General features: G+C 65.4%; 16 protein-coding genes and 2 pseudogenes. 7 read left to right on the forward strand and 11 right to left on the reverse strand.

Annotation, left to right across the window (positions count from 1 at the left end):
- The first annotated feature begins 476 nt into the window (after positions 1-476).
- Positions 477-878, forward strand: a complete 402-nt coding sequence (locus tag ACOCG7_RS10835; protein ID WP_073427460.1) for a hypothetical protein — start codon at positions 477-479, stop codon at positions 876-878.
- Between the two features lie 96 nt (positions 879-974).
- Here the strand turns inward: ACOCG7_RS10835 and ACOCG7_RS10840 are convergent, their stop codons facing one another.
- From ACOCG7_RS10840 to ACOCG7_RS10850, 3 genes are all read right to left on the reverse strand, one after another.
- Positions 975-1,763: an alpha/beta fold hydrolase gene (locus ACOCG7_RS10840; protein ID WP_073427459.1), complete on the reverse strand. Its 789-nt coding sequence runs from the start codon at positions 1,761-1,763 to the stop codon at positions 975-977.
- 276 nt (positions 1,764-2,039) lie between these two features.
- A complete protein-coding gene (locus ACOCG7_RS10845) occupies positions 2,040-3,092 on the reverse strand; it encodes a rod shape-determining protein (RefSeq protein ID WP_073427458.1) in 1,053 nt (350 codons plus the stop codon).
- Between the two features lie 188 nt (positions 3,093-3,280).
- Positions 3,281-3,940, reverse strand: a complete 660-nt coding sequence (locus ACOCG7_RS10850; RefSeq protein WP_073427457.1) for an alpha/beta hydrolase — start codon at positions 3,938-3,940, stop codon at positions 3,281-3,283.
- Positions 3,941-4,217: 277 nt separating this feature from the next.
- On the opposite strand from ACOCG7_RS10850, the pseudogene ACOCG7_RS10855 reads away from it, so the two are divergent.
- Positions 4,218-5,805: pseudogene (locus tag ACOCG7_RS10855) on the forward strand (DHA2 family efflux MFS transporter permease subunit).
- A gap of 88 nt (positions 5,806-5,893) precedes the next feature.
- On the opposite strand, the gene ACOCG7_RS10860 reads toward ACOCG7_RS10855, so the two are convergent.
- Positions 5,894-6,646, reverse strand: a complete 753-nt coding sequence (locus ACOCG7_RS10860; protein ID WP_073427487.1) for an AraC family transcriptional regulator — start codon at positions 6,644-6,646, stop codon at positions 5,894-5,896.
- 146 nt (positions 6,647-6,792) lie between these two features.
- Between ACOCG7_RS10860 and ACOCG7_RS10865 the strand changes: the two genes are divergently transcribed.
- A complete protein-coding gene (locus ACOCG7_RS10865; RefSeq protein WP_073427455.1) occupies positions 6,793-7,707 on the forward strand; it encodes a glutaminase in 915 nt (304 codons plus the stop codon).
- Positions 7,708-7,821: 114 nt separating this feature from the next.
- On the opposite strand, the gene ACOCG7_RS10870 is transcribed toward ACOCG7_RS10865, so the two are convergent.
- A complete protein-coding gene (locus ACOCG7_RS10870) occupies positions 7,822-8,691 on the reverse strand; it encodes an NmrA family NAD(P)-binding protein (protein WP_421375459.1) in 870 nt (289 codons plus the stop codon).
- Positions 8,692-8,886: 195 nt separating this feature from the next.
- On the opposite strand from ACOCG7_RS10870, the pseudogene ACOCG7_RS10875 reads away from it, so the two are divergent.
- A pseudogene (locus ACOCG7_RS10875) lies at positions 8,887-9,113 on the forward strand (IS21 family transposase); the annotation flags it as partial.
- 51 nt (positions 9,114-9,164) lie between these two features.
- Here the strand turns inward: ACOCG7_RS10875 and ACOCG7_RS10880 are convergent.
- The 6 genes from ACOCG7_RS10880 to ACOCG7_RS10905 all read right to left on the reverse strand — a co-directional run bounded on the left by ACOCG7_RS10880 (position 9,165) and on the right by ACOCG7_RS10905 (position 14,887).
- Entirely contained in the window at positions 9,165-9,575 is a 411-nt protein-coding gene (locus ACOCG7_RS10880) for a GFA family protein (RefSeq protein ID WP_083081019.1), read from the reverse strand.
- A gap of 104 nt (positions 9,576-9,679) precedes the next feature.
- Positions 9,680-10,684 (reverse strand): LysR family transcriptional regulator, encoded by a 1,005-nt coding sequence (locus ACOCG7_RS10885; RefSeq protein ID WP_073427452.1) that lies wholly within the window; start codon positions 10,682-10,684, stop codon positions 9,680-9,682.
- A 91-nt stretch (positions 10,685-10,775) separates the two neighbouring features.
- Complete coding sequence (locus ACOCG7_RS10890) at positions 10,776-11,567, reverse strand: hypothetical protein (RefSeq protein ID WP_374709831.1); 792 nt, start codon at positions 11,565-11,567, stop codon at positions 10,776-10,778.
- Entirely contained in the window at positions 11,564-12,475 is a 912-nt protein-coding gene (locus ACOCG7_RS10895) for a quinoprotein dehydrogenase-associated putative ABC transporter substrate-binding protein (RefSeq protein ID WP_186814035.1), read from the reverse strand. Before ACOCG7_RS10895 ends, ACOCG7_RS10890 begins: the two co-directional genes overlap by 4 nt.
- Before the next feature lie 32 nt (positions 12,476-12,507).
- A complete protein-coding gene (locus ACOCG7_RS10900) occupies positions 12,508-12,927 on the reverse strand; it encodes a c-type cytochrome (RefSeq protein WP_073427451.1) in 420 nt (139 codons plus the stop codon).
- A gap of 157 nt (positions 12,928-13,084) precedes the next feature.
- A complete protein-coding gene (locus ACOCG7_RS10905) occupies positions 13,085-14,887 on the reverse strand; it encodes a methanol/ethanol family PQQ-dependent dehydrogenase (protein ID WP_227470583.1) in 1,803 nt (600 codons plus the stop codon).
- A gap of 524 nt (positions 14,888-15,411) precedes the next feature.
- On the opposite strand from ACOCG7_RS10905, the gene ACOCG7_RS10910 reads away from it, so the two are divergent.
- From ACOCG7_RS10910 to ACOCG7_RS10920, 3 genes are all read left to right on the forward strand, one after another.
- Positions 15,412-15,810 carry a 4a-hydroxytetrahydrobiopterin dehydratase gene (locus ACOCG7_RS10910; RefSeq protein ID WP_073427448.1) on the forward strand — a complete coding sequence of 133 codons (399 nt, stop codon included), beginning with the start codon at positions 15,412-15,414 and terminating at the stop codon, positions 15,808-15,810.
- A gap of 302 nt (positions 15,811-16,112) precedes the next feature.
- Positions 16,113-17,138, forward strand: coding sequence for a beta-ribofuranosylaminobenzene 5'-phosphate synthase family protein (locus tag ACOCG7_RS10915; RefSeq protein WP_421375463.1), 1,026 nt, complete (start codon positions 16,113-16,115; stop codon positions 17,136-17,138).
- Between the two features lie 254 nt (positions 17,139-17,392).
- Entirely contained in the window at positions 17,393-18,331 is a 939-nt protein-coding gene (locus ACOCG7_RS10920) for an NAD(P)-dependent methylenetetrahydromethanopterin dehydrogenase (RefSeq protein ID WP_073427446.1), read from the forward strand.
- Position 18,332: the final 1 nt, after the last annotated feature.

Genomic DNA, 18,332 nt, shown 5'->3' on the forward strand with positions numbered 1-18,332 from the left:
ACCGTTCCGGCGAGCACGCAGTGCGAGGCGGGAAGCATGACTGCCTTGTCACGCGCGCGGAGTGTGCGAGAACACGGATTCCAGATGCACCACGATCCCCTCCAAGCCAGGAGACCCGCTTAAGAATTAGCGGTGTGAGCCGCTTTCTTTGCCTACTTTCTTTGCGGCGGCAAAGAAAGTAGGTGCCGCCCCGCACAGGGGCAACGCCAATAGACCACTAACAAACCAAGGAAAGGCCAACCCAGCAACGCCACGACTAAAAGCGCCGCGCAGGCAAAAAAACCACCCCAACCCGCCAGCCAAATGAAAGCCAGCCCACGAACTGCAACAATGTTTTGCTCCAGCCAGCCTGCGTCAACAGCCCCGCTTCTGCGATACTGAATCCGTGTTTTGCTTCCCCTGCAAACACATCGCTGTCTTTGGCCCGCCGTCCTGCGGCGGGCTTTTTTAATCAGCCAGAAGAACAGGAAAACCACATGAACGCCTCTCTCGAAACGCTGTTTCCCGATCACGTCCATAGCGACGACAGCATCGTCACCGCGCTGAATCATCAGGACATCGTCGTCGCGTTGTCGGCGGCGCTGAAGACGCAAGACGTGGCGGTGTTGCACATGCTTTATCCGCGCACGGACGCGCGCACCCACCGCAGTCTCGATGCGCTCGTGAACGTGTTGCACGGCCACGGTCTGCATGAAGTGGCGGATCTCATCTCGCAGGAAGCGCACTATCTGCTGTTCAAGGATCCGGTGAAGGCATGGAAAGCCTTCCACGAAATTCGCAACGACTCGCTCGCGATCGGCGTGCACCTGTATTACCACGGGCTCGTCGGCGAAGCAGCGGAAGTGGCGCTCGACAAGGACGCGCATCGCAAGGCTTGAGGTTCGTCAGGAAAGCGCCGAATGTGCTGAGACTCATGGGAAGGTTTCCGCCGCGCCAGCGCGAACCCCGGGCTCCCCCGGCGACATACCTCTCTGTCACCTCCCGCTCATCGCGCGAATGAACTCGTCGACGTAGCGATTGAACGCCGACGGATGCGCGAGGTTCATGCCGTGCGACGCCCCGCGCACTGTTTCGCGACGGGCATCGGGCAGCCAGGATTGCAGCGCGGTCGCGGTACGGCGGAACATGTCGGGACTCTTTTCGCCGTCGATCAGCAGAACCGGGCAGCGCACTTCGGCCGCTTCCTCGGGCACGTAGGCAGGCAACGGATCGCGGAATTGCCGTGCCAGCGTGTGCGCGTTGTCGGTCGCCATGCGGCGAAAGCCCGGCGTGCTCATGGCCCAGAAACCCGGCCGGCTCACCGAGTCGACAAACAGTTGCAAGCCCGCGTCCACCTCGCCCGCGTCGATCAGTTGCGCCGCTTTCGCACGCAATGCGTTGACCGTTTCCGGCAAGCGCGCGGGCGGCCGTCCCGCGATCTGCAGCGGCCCACCAGGATCGGCGAGCGTCAGCGTGCGCACGTGCCGAGCATGCCGCCGCGCGAAATGAAACGCGACGCAGCCGCCGCGCGAATGTCCGACGACGTGCGCCGGTCCCGCGCCGAAACGGTCGATGAACTCGGCCACTTCGTCGGCATGCTCGCTCCAACTGAACGGCAGATCGGGCCCGGTGTCGGTCACCGGCCAGTAATGCGTGAGACTCACCGCGATGCAGCGGTAATGCTTCGACAGTCCCGCGAGTTGCGGCTGCCAGTAGCGGTAGTCGCACAGCGAGCCGTGCACGAACAGCAGCGGTTCGCCCTCGCCGGCTTCCACGTAAGGCATGCGCAAGCCGCTTCGCAGTTCGACGAAAGACGACGATGACGCCGGGGACGAAGCGGGAACAGATGGATTCACGGATGGTTCGCGGACGGCGCGGCAGCGCCTGATTACAGCCGCGCCGACTGGACATGATCTGGAAAGAAAGCGCGCGCGCATTCCTGAAGATGGACGCGACGCGTATTGTCACACGGCCATTAATCCCGGTGGCGGCTCATATCGCGCGCGGATTCCCGCGTTCATGGCTCCTGGCGCCCGTGACGTGAAATGCGCCGCGCCGAATCATTCGTAAGCAAGCTCGTCGAGCAAACCCGCGGCCACCGCCGTGCCGGCGCCGCGCACCGCGCAGGTCAGCGGTTCATCGGCCACGCGCACCTCCAGTCCGATTTCATTGCTCAGGCGACGGCTCAGGTTGCCGAGCAGCGCGCCGCCGCCGGTCAACACGATGCCGTTGTGCGCGATGTCGGTCACCAGTTCGGCCGGCGTCATTTCCAGCCCGCGCTTCACCGCGCCGATCACCTGGCGCAGCGGCCCTTCGATTGCATCGGCGATATCGTGGTTGCTCAACTGGACCGTGCGCGGCAGGCCGTCGTCGACGCTGCGGCCCGTCGCATTCATGTGCTCGAGCCGCACGTCGCGCACGGCCGAACCGATGCTCTTCTTCACGTGCTCCGCCGTCTGCTCGCCGAGCAGCACGCCGTACAGATTGCGCACGTAACTGACGATCGCCATGTCGAAGCTGTCGCCTCCCACGCGAATCGATCCGCTATAGGCCATGCCGCCGAGCGCAATCACGCCGACCTCGGTGGTGCCGCCGCCGATGTCGACCACCATCGACCCGGTCGCCTCCGACACCGGCAAGCCCGCGCCGAGCGCCGACGCGAGCGACTCGCCGATCAGGCTCACCTTCCACGCGCCGGCCGCGACGGCCGCTTCCTTGATCGCGCGCCGCTCGACCTGGGTCGCGCCCGCCGGCACGCACAACGTGAACGCGGCGCGGCGGCTGAAGAGCGGCCGCGGGCGCGCCATGTCGACGAATTGCCGGATCATGTGCTCGGCGGCGGAAAAGTTGGCGATCACGCCGTGGCGCATCGGCCGCACGGCTTCGAGATTGCGCGGCGCGCGGCCGAGTAGCTGGCGCGCCTCGACGCCCACGGCCGCCACGCGCTTTTGCCCGGCAGCGGCCTCTTTCTGAAAACACACGACGGACGGCTGATTCAGCACGATGCCCCCGTCGTCGGTATAGATGAGGGTGTTGGCCGTACCGAGGTCCACCGCCACGGAATGACGGAACAGTCGATCGAAAAGCGGGTAATGCGGCGTCGGTCTGGCCATAGGAAGGCTCTGTTGTGTCGTTATCCGCCCTTGCCGGGCAGTCTGGAAAAATGCGCCCCCGGTCACCCGAGCCGCGTGGCGCCGCGTGGGCGTTGCGCGGTCCGCGCGGCGGGGGTGATTTTCATGCTAATGAGCAGTTAACGACAAGCAGATAAATATCTTGAGGCCTTCTTTCATTCAGGGCCGTGTCAGTCCCGCGACAAAGCGCCCACCGTATGCGCCAGCGCCGCCTGGCCGAGCGCGACACCGTCCGCGTTGATCGTGTGGCCGATGCCGGGCAACGCGTAGGCGTCGACCGTGTAGCCGGCGCCGTGGAATGCGTCGGCGGCGGATTCCAGTTCCTGCACCGGAATCACTTCGTCTTCCTCGCCGTGGATCAGCGTGAGCGGCGTGCCGTTCTGCGCGACGATCACCGAGGCGAGCCGCCCCGAATACGCGACGACGCCGGCCGCGCCCTCGGCGCTGGTCGCCACGTGATGCATCGCCATGATCGAACCTTGCGAAAAGCCGACGAGCGCAAGCCGTCCGAAAGGCAACTGCCAGTGCGCGAGTTCGGCTTCGAGCATGCGGCGCAATGCCGGATAGGCGGCCGCGACGCGCGTCTCGCGATTGCCCTCGTTGATGTCGCGCAGACTGAACCACTGGCGTCCGCCGAAGCCGCCGTCGAACGCGTCGGTGCCGTCGAGCGACGTGAATGCGACATCGGGCAGGCTCTCGCTCCAGATGTCCGCGAGCGGCATCAGATCGCGCGCATTGCTGCCGACGCCGTGCATCAGCACCACCAACGCCTTGGCAGGCGCAGCCGCCGGCGCGCGCCGCCAGCCGTGTTCGAATTGCTCCCAGCTCATATCCGCTCCCTGTTCGTGTCGATTCGTGGTTCGTGATGGTTCTTCGTGTCGCGGCATGCAGCCGCGCGTGCCCGCTTCATGCGGCCCAACCCGCGAGCATACGCTGCCGCGCCGGGTTCCGCCCTCCGGCCTGCCCGCGCCGACGACGCCAAAACCTGAATACAGGTATGCTTTTGCGAGCATTCGACGGACCCGCCGACCGCGCATGCAGCATGCCGTGAGCGGTGAACGGCCCAGTCACGCAGAACATTCGCAGCGTCCCGATCGGAGAAACCGTTTGAGCCAGCCGACTTCCGTGCCCGCCTCCCCACCCCCTGCGCCACCCGCGCCACCGCCGCCGCTCAAGGGCGGGCAACTGGTTCTGGCGACCATCGCCGTGGCGCTCGCCACCTTCATGAACGTGCTCGACACGTCGATCGCGAACGTCGCGATCCCGACCATTTCGGGCAATCTCGGCGTCTCGGTCGACGAAGGCACTTGGGTCATCACCGTGTTCGCCGCCGCCAACGCCGTGTCGATTCCGCTGACCGGCTGGCTCACGCAGCGCGTCGGCCAGGTGAAGCTGTTCGTCGGCGCGATCCTGATGTTCGTGCTGGCTTCGTGGCTGTGCGGCATCGCGCCCACGCTGCCGATCCTGCTGGTCGCGCGGGTATTCCAGGGCGCGGTGGCCGGTCCGCTGATTCCGCTGTCGCAAGCGATTCTGCTCGGCTCGTATCCGAAGGAGAAAGCGTCGACCGCGCTCTCGCTGTGGGCGATGACGGCGACCGTCGGCCCGATCGCTGGGCCCGGCGCTCGGCGGCTGGATCACGGATAGTTATAGCTGGTCGTGGATCTTCTACATCAACATCCCGGTCGGACTGTTCGCGGCGGGCGTCACGTGGATGATCTATCGCACCCGCGAGTCGCCCACCCGCAAGCCGCCCATCGACGTGGTCGGGCTCGGCCTGTTGATTACCTGGGTGGCGTCGCTGCAGATCATGCTCGACAAGGGCAAGGATCTCGACTGGTTCTCGTCGCCGGTAATCGTGATTCTCGGCATCACCGCGCTGATCAGCTTCTCGTTCTTCCTCGTGTGGGAGCTGACCGAGGACCATCCGATCGTCGATTTGCGGCTCTTTCAGCAGCGCAATTTCCTCGGCGGCACGATTGCGATTTCGGTGGCTTACGGCGTGTTCTTCGGCAACCTGGTGCTGCTGCCGCAATGGATGCAGGAGTATCTGAACTACCGGTCGGTGGATGCGGGTCTCGTCACCGCGCCGCTCGGCATCTTCGCGGTGCTGCTCGCGCCGGTGCTGGGCCGCGTGCTGCCGCGCTCGGACGCGCGCGTGATCGCGACGCTCGCGTTCGTCGGTTTCGCGATCGTGTTTTACATGCGCTCGAAGTACGTGATCGAGATCGACACATGGCACCTCGTGATTCCCACGCTGCTGCAAGGCATTCCGATGGCGCTGTTCTTCGTGCCGCTGACCGCGATCATTCTGTCCGGCCAGCCGCCGCACAAGATTCCGGCGGCGGCGGGTCTGTCGAATTTCGTGCGTGTGTTTTGCGGCGCGGTGGGCACCTCGATCGCCGGCAACGAATGGAACAACCGCACGGTGCTGCATCACGCGCGACTCACGGAGCGCGCCACGATCGACAACCCGCTGTTCAACCAGCAGATCGACTCGACGCAGTCGCTGCTGCATCTGAACCCGCAATCGGCGCATGCGCTGTTCGATTTCACCGTGAATACGCAAGCCGCGATGATGGGGCTGAACGACATTTTCTATGTGTCGGCGATCATCTTCATTCTGATCATTCCGCTGATCTGGATCACGCGGCCGGCCAAGGGCGGCGGCGGACCGGATGCGGCGGGCGCGCATTGATGTCGAAGTGTCCGCTCGGGCTCATTTGCGTCGCGTCACCGCTCGCGTGCGGCGTTAAGGGCGTGGTCGCGCTGCGTCAGCGTCAGCGTCAGCGGAAATAGCGCGCGGGTGTGTCGCCGAACGCATCGCGGAACACCGCGATAAACGACGACACGTCGTTGTAGCCGACGTCGAGCGCGACCCGCGTGACGCTCGCGCCCGCGCCGAGGTGCTCCAGCGCAACCAGCAGCCGCAATTGCTGACGCCATTGGCCGAAGGTCTGCCCCGTCTCCTTGACGAACAGACGCGCCGCCGTGCGAGCCGTCACGCCCGCCGCCGCGGCCAGGTCCTCGAGAATCGCGGGCTCGGCCGGGTTGGCGCTCAGCGCATCGGCAATCCGCTGGGTGCGCGGATCGCTCGGCCAGTTCAATCTCAGCGGCGCGGCGCGCAAACGCGGCAGGCGGTCCAGCAACACTTGCACGAGACGCGCGGCCGCTTCGTCGAAGGGTTGATCGTGCGGCAGATCGGCGGCGGCGATCAGCAAGGCTTCCACCAGCCGGTCGGGTACGACCGCATCGCTTTGCGCGGGCAGCGGCGCCGCCTCGGCGTCCGCGTACAGCGAATAGAGCCGCACGGGTCCGACGGCGGACAGGCGGTGCAGCACATTCGCCGCCACCCAGACCGCGTGCCCCGGCGGCACCACCCATCGCCCGGTTTCTGTGTGCGCGGTCAGCACGCCCGCGTTCACATGGATCAGCCGCGCGCGGCGATAGGCGCGCCACGGCTCGTCCAGCGTGTCGTGATTCTGGTCGATCACGAATACCGGATGCTCGACGCCGTCCGGATCAAAAGCTTCCATCATGGTGTCTGTTTTGCCGTGTTGTTGCAGGAAAGGCAGCAAGATTAGCATAGCCGGGGGAACCGCTGCCCGATCCCGCCAAGGCGACGCGAGTCGAACCCTACGCCGCGGCTTGCCAGTAGAATCGCGGCTTCAACGAGCCGAGCCCCATGAACTACGCATCCATCCTCGAACAGATCCACGGCGATCTGCAGCCTTATCTCGGCACCGGCAAGGTCGCCGACTACATTCCCGAACTGGCCAACGTGCCCGCCGACAGTTTCGGCATGGCGATCGTCACCGCGTCGGGCGAAGTATTTCGCACCGGCCAGGCCGACACGCGCTTTTCGATTCAGAGCATTTCGAAGCTGTTCGCCTGCACGATGGCGTTCCGGCTGCTCGGCGACGCGCTATGGCAGCGCGTGGGGCGCGAGCCGTCCGGCAACGCCTTCAATTCGCTGGTCCAGCTCGAAGCCGAACAGGGCAAGCCGCGCAATCCGTTCATCAACGCTGGCGCGCTCGTCGTCACCGACGTGCTGTGCCGCCGCTTCGTGCAAGCCGAGACGGCGCTGGTTGAATTCATGCGGCGGCTGACGGGCGAAACCGGCATCGACTACGACTCGCGCGTCGCGCAGTCGGAGTTGCAGCACGCGCACCGCAACCGCGCGATGGCGCACTTCATGGCGAGCTTCGGCAACATGGAAATGCCGCCGGAAGTGGTCGTCGATGCCTATTGCCGCCAGTGCGCGATCTCGATGAGTTGCGTCGAACTGGCAAAGGCGGCGCTGTTTCTCACCAATCACGGCGTGGTGCCCGCGAGCGGCGAGCGGATTCTCGACACCAGTTCCGCCAAGCGCCTGTCCGCGCTGATGTTGACCTGCGGCACGTATGACGCGGCAGGCGATTTCGTCTACCGCGTGGGCTTGCCCGCGAAAAGCGGCGTGGGCGGCGGGATCGTCGCGGTGCTGCCCGGCGAGATGGCGGTGTGCGTGTGGTCGCCGGGATTGGATAGCAACGGCAATTCGCTGGCGGGAGTGTTGGCGCTGGAGTGGCTGACGACTTATACGGGGCAGTCGATTTTTTGACGGCGAACCGCGCGCGGGGCGCGGATGCGTTGGCGCCCGCAGCCGCGAACCCTTGGCGATGCCGCAAGGCGAGCGCCTTTCCACCGCGCCGCCGAACGTCGGCTCATCCCTCGCTCACTGCGCGCGCTTGACCAGTTCCGCCAGCACGGTCTGATACGCGGTGGTGCCGATCACCCGCTCGTTCACGCCGTCCTCGAAATCGATCCACCCTGAATTGAAGCCGTCGAGCATTTCGATGCGCGGCGCGGGCCACGCCGTGCCCTGCGCCTGGAAGCGCGCTTCCCACTGATCGCGCGGCACCGCCTGAGACTTGACCGAGCGCCCGAGCACGCCGCCCAGCAGCGCGGCGATCTCAAGCTGCGTGTAGCGCTGCGGCCCTTCGATCTCGATCACGCGACGGCCCTGCCACGGCTGCGCGAGCGTATCGGCGATCACGCGGCCGATATCGGCGGTGGCGACCATCGGATACGGGCGATCGAGCGGTTGCAAAAAGCTCGGCATCACGCCCGTTTCGCGCGCCGGCGCGAAGTCCCACAGCGAGTTTTCCATGAACCATGCCGGTCGCAAGATCGCGGTCGGAATCGGCAGATCCGCGAGCGCTTGCTCGAGAATATGGACTTGCGTGATGAGGCCGAGGCCCGACTCGCGCTGCCCGCCAACCGACGACAGCGCTGCGATACGCTGTGGCCGTGCCTTCGTCAGCGCTTCGATCAGCACGGCTGCGGCCGCATGGGCGCTCGGGTAACCCGGCTGCGGCGCGAAGTTGGGCGCCATCATGGCGAAGACGCCCGCCGTACCGCTGAATGCATCGGCGAGCGCGTCGGCGTCCTCGAATGAGGCGATCGCTACTTCGGCGCCTCGCTCCGTCCACTGCGCCGCTTTGTTTTTGTCGCGCAGAACGGCGCGCACCGGATGCCCCGCGTCTAATAAAGCGCGCGCCGCCGCGCCGCCGACTTGCCCTGTTACACCGGTAATTGCAAACATGCTCGCTCTCCTTGAATACGGCTCGATGCCGTCATGGGAGGCATTCTCGGTGTTTTGAACTGGTTTCACGAGAGCATGGGTGTCATTTGTTTAATGCTGTTTTGGCATGGGTTTGTTGGCGGTTTTGGGGTAGGCGTGTGCTGGCGCCGACGTAAACCTGACCTACCCGGGAGACGATGGCGGCTTTTGCCGCCACTGCTGACTCAGGAGCAGGCAGTGAAATCAAGGTATTGGCCAGGCGCGGGACAGCGGTGCGTGAAATAGCGAGTCAAACAGGCTTATCGCGCAACACTCACTATCTGAGGAACAAGCAGGCTAGCCGTTACAGCCAGCGTGAGCCGCGAGCAACGAAGCTCGCCCCGTTCAACGACTATCTGCTGGAGCGCGTCGCCGCCGCGCGGCCGCACTGGATTCCGGCAACGAGTCATGCGCCGTGAGGCAGCTTACGGCGCCAACGAAAAGACAGCATCAACCTACCCCGGCCGGTCCTCGTCATACTCGGTGCGCACGCCTTTGGGCAACCACGGTTCCTTGTGGCAACACCACAATTCATACGTAGGTTCGTAGATACCCACATTGTCGAATGCGCCCAGCGGAAGGTCGAGTTCATCGTGGCCCACATATTCCATGAAGGCCACCGAGCCGCAGACCGGGCAAAAATATCGCCGCCCCAGCTCGGAGCTTTGCCAGGCCTGGGTCTGTCCGGTGAACCGCACGGCGTCGCGCGCAAAAATCGCGTAAGCGCCGAACGCGCTGCCGTGCACGCGCCGGCAGGTCATGCAATGACAGAGGGAAACGCGCGTCGGCGCGGCGCTCACACGAAAACGCACGGCGCCGCACGCGCAGCCGCCGGTTTGTTCCACGGGTTCGGTATCGGCATTCATCGCTCATCCTCGGTTGATCGTTCACACGACAACGCATGACGGCATGCGTCGCCGTCGACGATCGAAGCATGGCACGTTCCCGCACCGCCATGTCGCCGGGCGCGCTAAAGCCCCGCGTCGGAAGCGGAGCTGGCCTTGGCCCCGAGCCGCTCACTGGCCGCCGCCCGCGTGGGAAACGTCGCGAACGCCGAATACTCGCGATCCAGATACGCGGCTGCCTGTTCGAGCAGGAATTGCCGGAACACCTTGCAAGTCGGCGACAACTGCTTGGCCCGCAGATGCACGATCTGCCAGGTGCGTTCGATCGGCGTGCCGTTCACATCCAGCAACGCGATTTCTCCGGTGCGCAATTCCAGCAGCAGCGTGTGCAGCGAAATCAGGCTCACGCCCATCCCCGCCATGACCGCCTGCTTGATGGTTTCGTTGCTGCCGAGCGTGACGACCTTGGCGGGCGTGAACAGATGCTGCCTGAACATTTCCTCCGCGGCCATGCGCGTGCCCGAGCCGGGCTCGCGCAACAGGAACGTGTCGCCGCGCAGTTCCTGCAGATCGAAGCGCCGCGCGCCGCACAGCGGATGCGTCAACGGCGCGATCACCACTTGCGGATGGTAGGCGAGCGGTTCGGTGGTGGTGTCGAGTTCCGGGGGCGGGCGCCCCATGATGGCGAGGTCGATCGCGTTGTCCTGCAACATGCGCAGCAGCGCGTCGCGGTTGCCGACCGAAAAATGCACGTCGACCTTCGGATACAGGTGCGAATACAGCGCCAGCAGCTTCGGCGCGAAGTACGTCGCCGAACTGACGATGCCGACCGCGATCGAGCCGGTGTCGGCCTGCTTCAACGAGGTCATCGCATCCTCGGCATCCTTGATCTCGCCGAGAATCCGGCTCGCGTGATGCGACAGTTTTTCGCCCGCCTCGGTCAGCGTGAGTTTGCGCGCGATGCGCTCGAACAGGCGCATGCCGACCGCTTCCTCCAACTGATGAATCTGCATCGACACCGCCGGCTGCGTCAGATGCAGTTCCTCCGCCGCGCGCGCAAAGCTCGTATAACGGCTCGCGACGACGAAGATCTGCAACTGACGCAAGGTGAGCGAGCGGATGAAATTCACGTTGGCGGGACTCGCTGTGAAATGCGTTGAACGCCGTGCGCAATGCGCCGATGGCAAGGACTAAACCCGAGAACAACCCGAGAACAACGCGCTAGCGGCTCGCCCGCGGCGCGTTGGACGGATTCACCGGCGCGGCCGGCGCACCGGGCGCATGAGGCGCATTGGGCGGCGGTGACAGTTTGCGCAACACCGCCTGAAAGCTCAGCGTCTCCGTCCGCAACGGGTGCGTGAAGTCGTTGTTCGCGCCGGGAATGTCGGTGCGAATCAACGCCACCTGCCCCGGCAGCGAATCGGCGATCAGGAACGTGTAGCGCTTGCCGACGTACTGAGCGAAGCGTTCCGCATTGGGGTCGCCGAGATACGGCTGCACGACGATCTGCTGCGCCTTCACGGGCTTGCCACCGATCTGGCTCGTCACCGTCTCGATGCGCGGGCCCGCCGCGAGCGCGAGCCGCAAACGCTGCTGGAAGTAGCGCCGCTGGCCGCCCGTCAGATGCTGCATCTCGGTGATGTCGCGCTCCAGGAAATAGATGATCACCGGGTTGCACTGCAAGCCGGCGTTCGGCAGCGGCACGCCGCCGCTTTTGTCCGAGACCTGCGCGTCCCCTTTCGCGTTGTCCTTGCTGACCACCAGCACCTTCACGACGTTCGCGCTCTGCGCCGGCTGGTCCGAAGTCAGCACCGTATAGTCGAGCTCGGTCTGCGCCTCGATGCCGCGCAGATGATCCGTCGTGAAGATGAGCTTTTCGGCGGGCGTGATGTCGTCGGTGCCGGCCGCGCGAGCGCCGGCCGGCAGCATGCAGACAACGCACGCGGCGACCATCACGCGTGCCGCGATCGCCCAGGGCCGTGCGCGGCGCAACGGCCGCGGCGCGCCCCTCATGGCGACGCATCCGCGGGCTTGCCCGCGGGCGCGTCGATGGGCTTCAGAAGCGGCACCTGGTAGCTGGTGAGGATCTTGTCGATCTTGTCGTGGTTCGCGCCGATCCATTGATCGACCTTGTCCTTCCACGCCTTCTCGCCATAGCGCACGCCCATCGAGATCGCATAGTCGAAGCGGATGCCGGGCGAGGCCGGGAACGGCACCAGTTTCACCGTGTCGCCGGAGCGCGTCGCGAAGTAGCCCGCGATCGGCCCCCACAGGAACACGACGTCGACATTGCCCGCCTTCAGATCATGTTCGATCATCTGGCCGGGATACTCCTGCGGGTCCCCGCTTTGCACCTTGTAGGAGACCGCCTGATCGATCAGGTTGTGCGCGAGCAGCCAGTCCACCGCGGGTGTCTGCGAGAAAATGCCGAAGCGCAGCTTGTGCAGTTGCTCGGGCGGCAGCTTGAGCAGATCGTCCGGCGTATTGATGCCGGCCAGCTCGGGCCGCTTGGTGAACACCATCGCATACGTGGAGCGCAGATAAGGCTGGGTCGTCGAGGTCATGTCGTAGCCTTTCGGCACGCCGATGATCAGGTCGCATTTGTATTGCTCGGTGTTCGGCACCTTGTCGCGCAGCGTGTGGCGCACGAAACCCATGCGCTGCGGAAAATACGTGTACTCCAGCTTGTAGCCGAAGTCGCTCGCCATCTGGCTCGCGATCCGGTTCTCGTAGCCCTCGCCCTTGCTGTTGGACAGCGGCATGTTGTTGGGGTCCGCGCAGACCCTCAGCACGCCGTCGGCGCCGTCGTTATTGGGTAGCGCGCCGCCCTGCGCCTGCACCGCGGCGCTCGCCAGCGCGGCGGTGCAGAGCGTGGCGGCCGCGAGCACGACGTGAGCGGGCATTCGTTTGCCATGACGCATCGAAAACCTCCGAAGGAATTGCGGCACGGGCATTACTTCGCGTCGATGGCCTGCAGATCGCCCGGCTTGATCTGGCCGTCGGAGCGCCCTTTCAGATAGGCGTAGAGATTCTCCCAATTCTTTTGCATCATCTGGCTGGTACTGAAGTCGGGCATACCCTTGTCCACCCGGCCGCCAAATACAGTGCGATGAAATTCGTTCTTGTCGATGGTCTTGAGCCCCTCGATCAGCGACGGACCCACCATCCCCTCCTGCTTCGCGCCGTGACAGCGTTCACAGGCGAGCGCACGCCACGTCTTCCATCCTTGCAGCGTGTTGCTGTCGACCTTGCTGCCGTCGACCACCTTGTACGCCACCTGGGCAATCGCGGGATTGGTCTGGGCGTACGTCACAGGCAGCACGACGAATAAGGCGGGCACTGCCGCCCGCAACAAGATTGATCGGCCTTTCATGCACATGTCTCCTTGAATAATGGCCGCGCCCCGATGCGTTTCATCGACGCATCCGCGAATGGGCGCGGCTCAGGTCACTCGTAAGACCGAAGCCGCCGCGGTCCGCGCCCTCGTTGCGAGGGCGCGCCGGCCGCGCGCTTCGGTTTGATGCGGCGCGTCAGCCGTTGCCGCCCGGAATGGCGAACACGAACAGCGTGCCGCCCAGCGCCGTGTACTTCGCGAGGTCGCGATAGCCGCCGACCGCGCCCAGCCCTTCGGTGGACTTCTCGAGGCCCGCCGCCATGCCGATGCCGGCCCAGCCGCCAATGCCCGAGTAGACGCCGACGAACTGCTTGCCTTGATACTCGTAGGTGAACACGTTGCCGATGATCCCCGACGGGGTCTTGAAGCGCCACAGTTCCTTGCCGTCCTTGATGCGAACCGCCTTGATGTAGCCTTCGAGCGTGCCGTAGAAGGCAATCCCGCCGGCCGTGGCGAGCGCGCCGGACCACACCGAGAAGCGCTCCGGCTTGGACCAGACGATCTTGCCCTTCGCCGCGTCCCATGCGATGAAGTTGCCCATCGTGTTGCTGCCCTTCGTGCCGGGGTACATCGAGAGCGTGGCGCCCACATACGGCTGACCGGACACGTAGTCCACGTCGAACGGCTCGTAGTCCATGCAGACGTGATTGGTCGGCACGAGGAACAGGCTGGTCGCCGGATCGAACGCCGCGGGTTGCTGGTCCTTCGAGCCGAGCGCCGCCGGGCAGATGCCCTTCACGTTATGATCGGAACCCGCCGCCTGCGTCGAATACGCCGCTGCGCGGATCGGCAGACCGCTCTTGATGTCGACGCGTTCCGCCCAGTTCACCGCCGGGTCGAACTTCTCGGCCACGAGCAGTTGTCCGGTCTCACGGTTCAACGTATAGCCGAAGCCGTTGCGGTCGAAGTGAACGATGGCGGGCACCTTCTTGCCGCCGATCGTCAGATCGGACAGGATCATTTCGTTGACGCCGTCATAGTCCCACTCGTCGTGGGGCGTCATCTGATAGACCCATTTGGCTTCGCCGGTATTCAGGTCGCGCGCGAAGATCGACAGCGACCATTTGTTGTCGCCCGGTCGTTGCGTCGGATTCCACGTGCCCGGATTGCCGGTGCCGTAGTAGACAAGATTGAGCTTCGGGTCCCACGCATACCAGCCCCACGTGGTGCCGCCGCCCAGCTTCCACTGATCCCCCTTCCACGATTTCAGCGACGAGTCCGCGCCCACCGGCACCATCTTGCCGTCGGCATAGGTCATCGTCTTGTCGGGGTTCAGCAGCATTTCCTTGTCGGGACCCGTGCTGTATGCGGTCCAGACCATCTTGCCGCTCTTGATGTCGTAGGCGATCAAACGCCCGCGCACGCCGAACTCGCCGCCCGAAATGCCGGTCAGCACCTTGTCGCCGAATACGTGCGGCGCGTTGGTGTTGGTTTCACCCGCCTTCGGATTGCCGTTCTGCGCGGTCCACACCACGTCGCCGGTCTTGGCGTTCAGCGCGACGAGCTTGGTGTCGGCCTGTTGCAGGAAGATCTTGCCGTCGCCATACGCCAGCCCGCGGTTGACCGTGTCGCAACACATCACGGACACCACCGATTCGTCCTGCTTCGGCTGGTATTGCCAAATGAATGTCTGATCCTTCAGGTTGATTGCGATGACCTTGTTGGGAAACGGCGAATGGATATACATCGTGTCGCCGATGACGAGCGGCGCGCCTTCATGGCCGCGCAGCACGCCGGTGGACATGGTCCATGCGACCTGTAGCTTGCCGACGTTGCTTTCGTTGATCTGCTTGAGCGGACTGTAGCGGTGATTCGAATAATCGCCCGCCTGGGCAGCCCAGTTAGATGGATTTTTGATGAGCCCGTCCAGTTGCGGATCGGCGTGTGCAACGATAGAGCTGAAGGCTGCCGATGCGAGGATCGAGAGCCCAAGAACCATGGTGCGTAAGTTCATGTCTCCTCCAGAATTGTCTTGCTGTTCAACTCACGAATGACCCACGCTACCTCGTCGCACTGCGCGCGCCTTCCTCAATGCGGGTAACGATCAAGCGCCCTTTCCCGATTCGACGTCGGGCTTTGCGGCGCATGAAGCCCCAACGCATATTCCATGCCGGAAGAAAGCGCGCTTCACGGTATTCGCGGCCACAAGCTCGTTGGCATACGCCGCGCGGCGCGCGGGGCTCCTTCGGCGCGCTCGCGGTCACACGCGTCGCGATGCCGCGGTGTCACGGCGTGACCGCCTGTGCCGAACGACGCGGAACATACTGTGTCACTTCCGGGATAGCCGTCGCATGCGTCACCTGCCTGGCGCGCGAATGCGCGGTGAATCGGCCGCGCGCATTTGCCTTGCACGTCTTGCATTGCCGCGCCTGTGCCGTCTTGCGATGGCAACGCGGACGGCAAGGCGAAGCTGGCGCGCAGCTTGCGGCGCTGACTGGTTCCATCACGCGCGGAGCAACGGTCATGGCAAACACGGAAAAGGTCTATTCCGACGACGAGATCCAGCAGCGCCTCGTCGGTCCGCTACAGCACTGGTATCTGGAGGACGGCTGGCTGCGGCGCAAGTATCGGACGGAAGGCTGGAAGGGAACGTTGATGGTGGTGAACGCGGTCGGCCACCTCGCGGAAGCCGCCTGGCATCACCCGGATCTGACGGTTTCCTATGCGTTCGTCATCGTGAAGCTCAAGACCCACTCCGCGAAGGGCATCACGGACAAGGACTTCACACTCGCCGAAAAAATGGAATCGTTCATTCAGTGGCAGCCGCGTCTGGAGGGCGGTGCGCTGGAAGGCACGCCCACCGACGACCAGCGCTTCCGCTATATCAAGTACGACGCGCCGAAACCCGCGCAAGGCGGTTGAGCGCGGCACCCGGCAGCGATGCCACGCGTCGTGCGCCGCCACGGTGACACTGTGCCCCTGTGGCGGCGCAAAGCGCGGCACCTCCCGCCCGGGAAAGGCCGCGCCGTTCTCTCCATGCTTGCGGCGCAAGGCCCGCAGTGAACCTCGTATGCAGCCTTGCCGCCGGCCACCGCATTCGCCTGGTACGGCTTCTGCTTGACGTCACCCGGCACGCCCCGTTCGCCCTATTCGCCTGGTTGCGCGGCCGTCCGCAAGACGGCCACGCAACCAGATCCGCTCAAGCACACACGAGGACATCCGCGATGCAGCTTCAGTTTCGCCGCCTTCCGCCGCAGGCCGTCGTGACGGTCGATGCTCCCGCGCGCCTGCATCTCGGCTTTCTCGATCCGAACGCGTCGCTCGGGCGCGCGTTCGGCAGCGTCGGCCTCGTCATCGACGGACATGGCACGCGGCTCGAAGCGCGCGTCGCGGACCGCGACCGCATCGACGGCGCGGTGACCGAAGCGGAGCGCGAGCGCATCGCGACCTGTCTTGCGCGGCTGCACGCGGCCTACGATCCCACCCCCGTCGCCATCGACGTCGCGCATATTCCGCGCGCGCACACCGGCCTCGGCTCGGGCACCCAACTCGCGATGGCGGTCGGCACGGCCTTCGTTCGCCTGCTCGGCCACAGCGCGACCAGCACCGAGCTCGCGAGCCTGCTCGGGCGCGGCGCGCGCTCCGGCATCGGCATTCTCGGATTCGATTCGGGCGGCCTGCTGGTGGACGGCGGCCCCGCCGGCGAACTGCGCTCCGGTGTGCCGCCGCTGCTCGCGCGCCAGCCGTTTCCCGAGAACTGGCGCGTGCTGCTCGTGAGCGACAACTCGCGCGAAGGTTTGCACGGCGCGGAAGAACGCCGCGGCCTCGCCGCGCTCGCGCCGTTTCCGCAAGAACTCGCCGCGCATCTTTGCCACCTCGTTCTGATGAAGATTCTGCCCGGCGCCGCCGAGCGCAATATCGTGCCGTTCGCGCATGGGCTGACCGAGATGCAGCAGACCATCGGCGAATATTTCGCGCCGGTGCAAGGCGGCGTGTTCGCGAGTCCCGAGGTCGAGCGCGCGTTGCGCGCGGTGGCCGCGCAGCGGACCGCGGGTATCGGTCAGACATCCTGGGGACCGACGGGATTCGCCATCGTCGCGAGCGCGGACGACGCCGAACGCGCGCTCGCCACCGCGCGCGAGGCGACGCGCGGCATGCCGCACATCGAATGCACGATCGTCGCGGGACGCAATCGCGGCGCGACGATCCGCTCCGCCGAAGCGCGCCAGCCGCGCAGCGACGCCGCATGACGCCGCGCGGCCCGATCCGGCTAGCCGCGGCGCGGCTCACTGCAACGCGGCTCACGGCGGCGTGGCCGACCGCGAAGCCCGCGGCGTCCATCGTCTTCGCGCAAGCGACGCCAGGTGACGCTCGATTGCCAGGCCGCATTTGCCCCGCCGCGCTCGCCCCGCCGCAGCGCCACTCACTTATCGACGTCCGCGCAAGTGCCCGCACTGTCGCCTTGCGCCGTCCACGAGATCGCCACTAAAACGAGCCTTCCGCCATGTCCGACACCACCGAAAAGCCCGCAGAAAGGCCCTATATCCTGCACATGTTCACGGCCACGCCGCAGATGAGTCCGTTCGACGTGAACATGGCCGCCGACGCCGGCTACCAGGTCATCGTCCCGTATTGCAGCGTCGATCAGGGGATGATCGCGAACCTCACGCAAGACGCGATCTTTTCGCGCGGCCCGAAGGGCGTGTCGCGCACCGGCATCTTCATCGGCGGGCGCGACGTGATGCTCGCCGCCGACATGCTCGACACCGCGCGCCGCGCGATGGTCCCGCCGTTCGAGGTGTCGGTGTTCGCCGACCCGAGCGGTTCGTACACGACCGCGGCCGCGCTCGTCGCGCTCGTCGAGCGGCATTTGAGCAAGGCCTATGGGATGGAGCTAGGCGGCAAGCGCGTGCTGATTCTCGGCGGCACCGGCGCGGTCGGGCGCGTGGCGGCGGCGATGGCCGCCTCGCTCGGCGCCGACGTGTCGATTGCGAGCCATGCCGAGCAGGCGCGCGCCGTGCGGGTCAGCGACGAAATCAACCAGCGCTTCGGCATCGTCACCAAGGGCATCAGCACGGCCACGCCGGACCAGTTGCACGCGGCGCTGGGCGAGGCCGAGATCGTGCTCGCCACCGCCATCGCGGGCGTTCAGGTGGTGAGCGCCGCCGACCTGGCCCACGCGAAACATCTGCTGATCGCCGCCGACGTGAACGCCGTGCCGCCGGAAGGCATCGCGGGCGTCAACGTGATGAACGACGGCAAGCCGATCGAGGGCGTGCCGAACGCGGACGCCATCGGCATCGGCGCGCTCGCGATCGGCAACGTCAAGTATCAGGTCGAGCACCGGCTCTTCATGCGGATGCGCGCGGGCGGCAAGCCGGTCTACCTGGGTTTCCCCCAAGCGTTCGACGAGGCCCGCGCCGTCGCGGCCGGCCTCGAATGAG

Source organism: Paraburkholderia sp. DD10 (assembly GCF_049177125.1).
Lineage (GTDB): Bacteria > Pseudomonadota > Gammaproteobacteria > Burkholderiales > Burkholderiaceae > Paraburkholderia > Paraburkholderia terricola.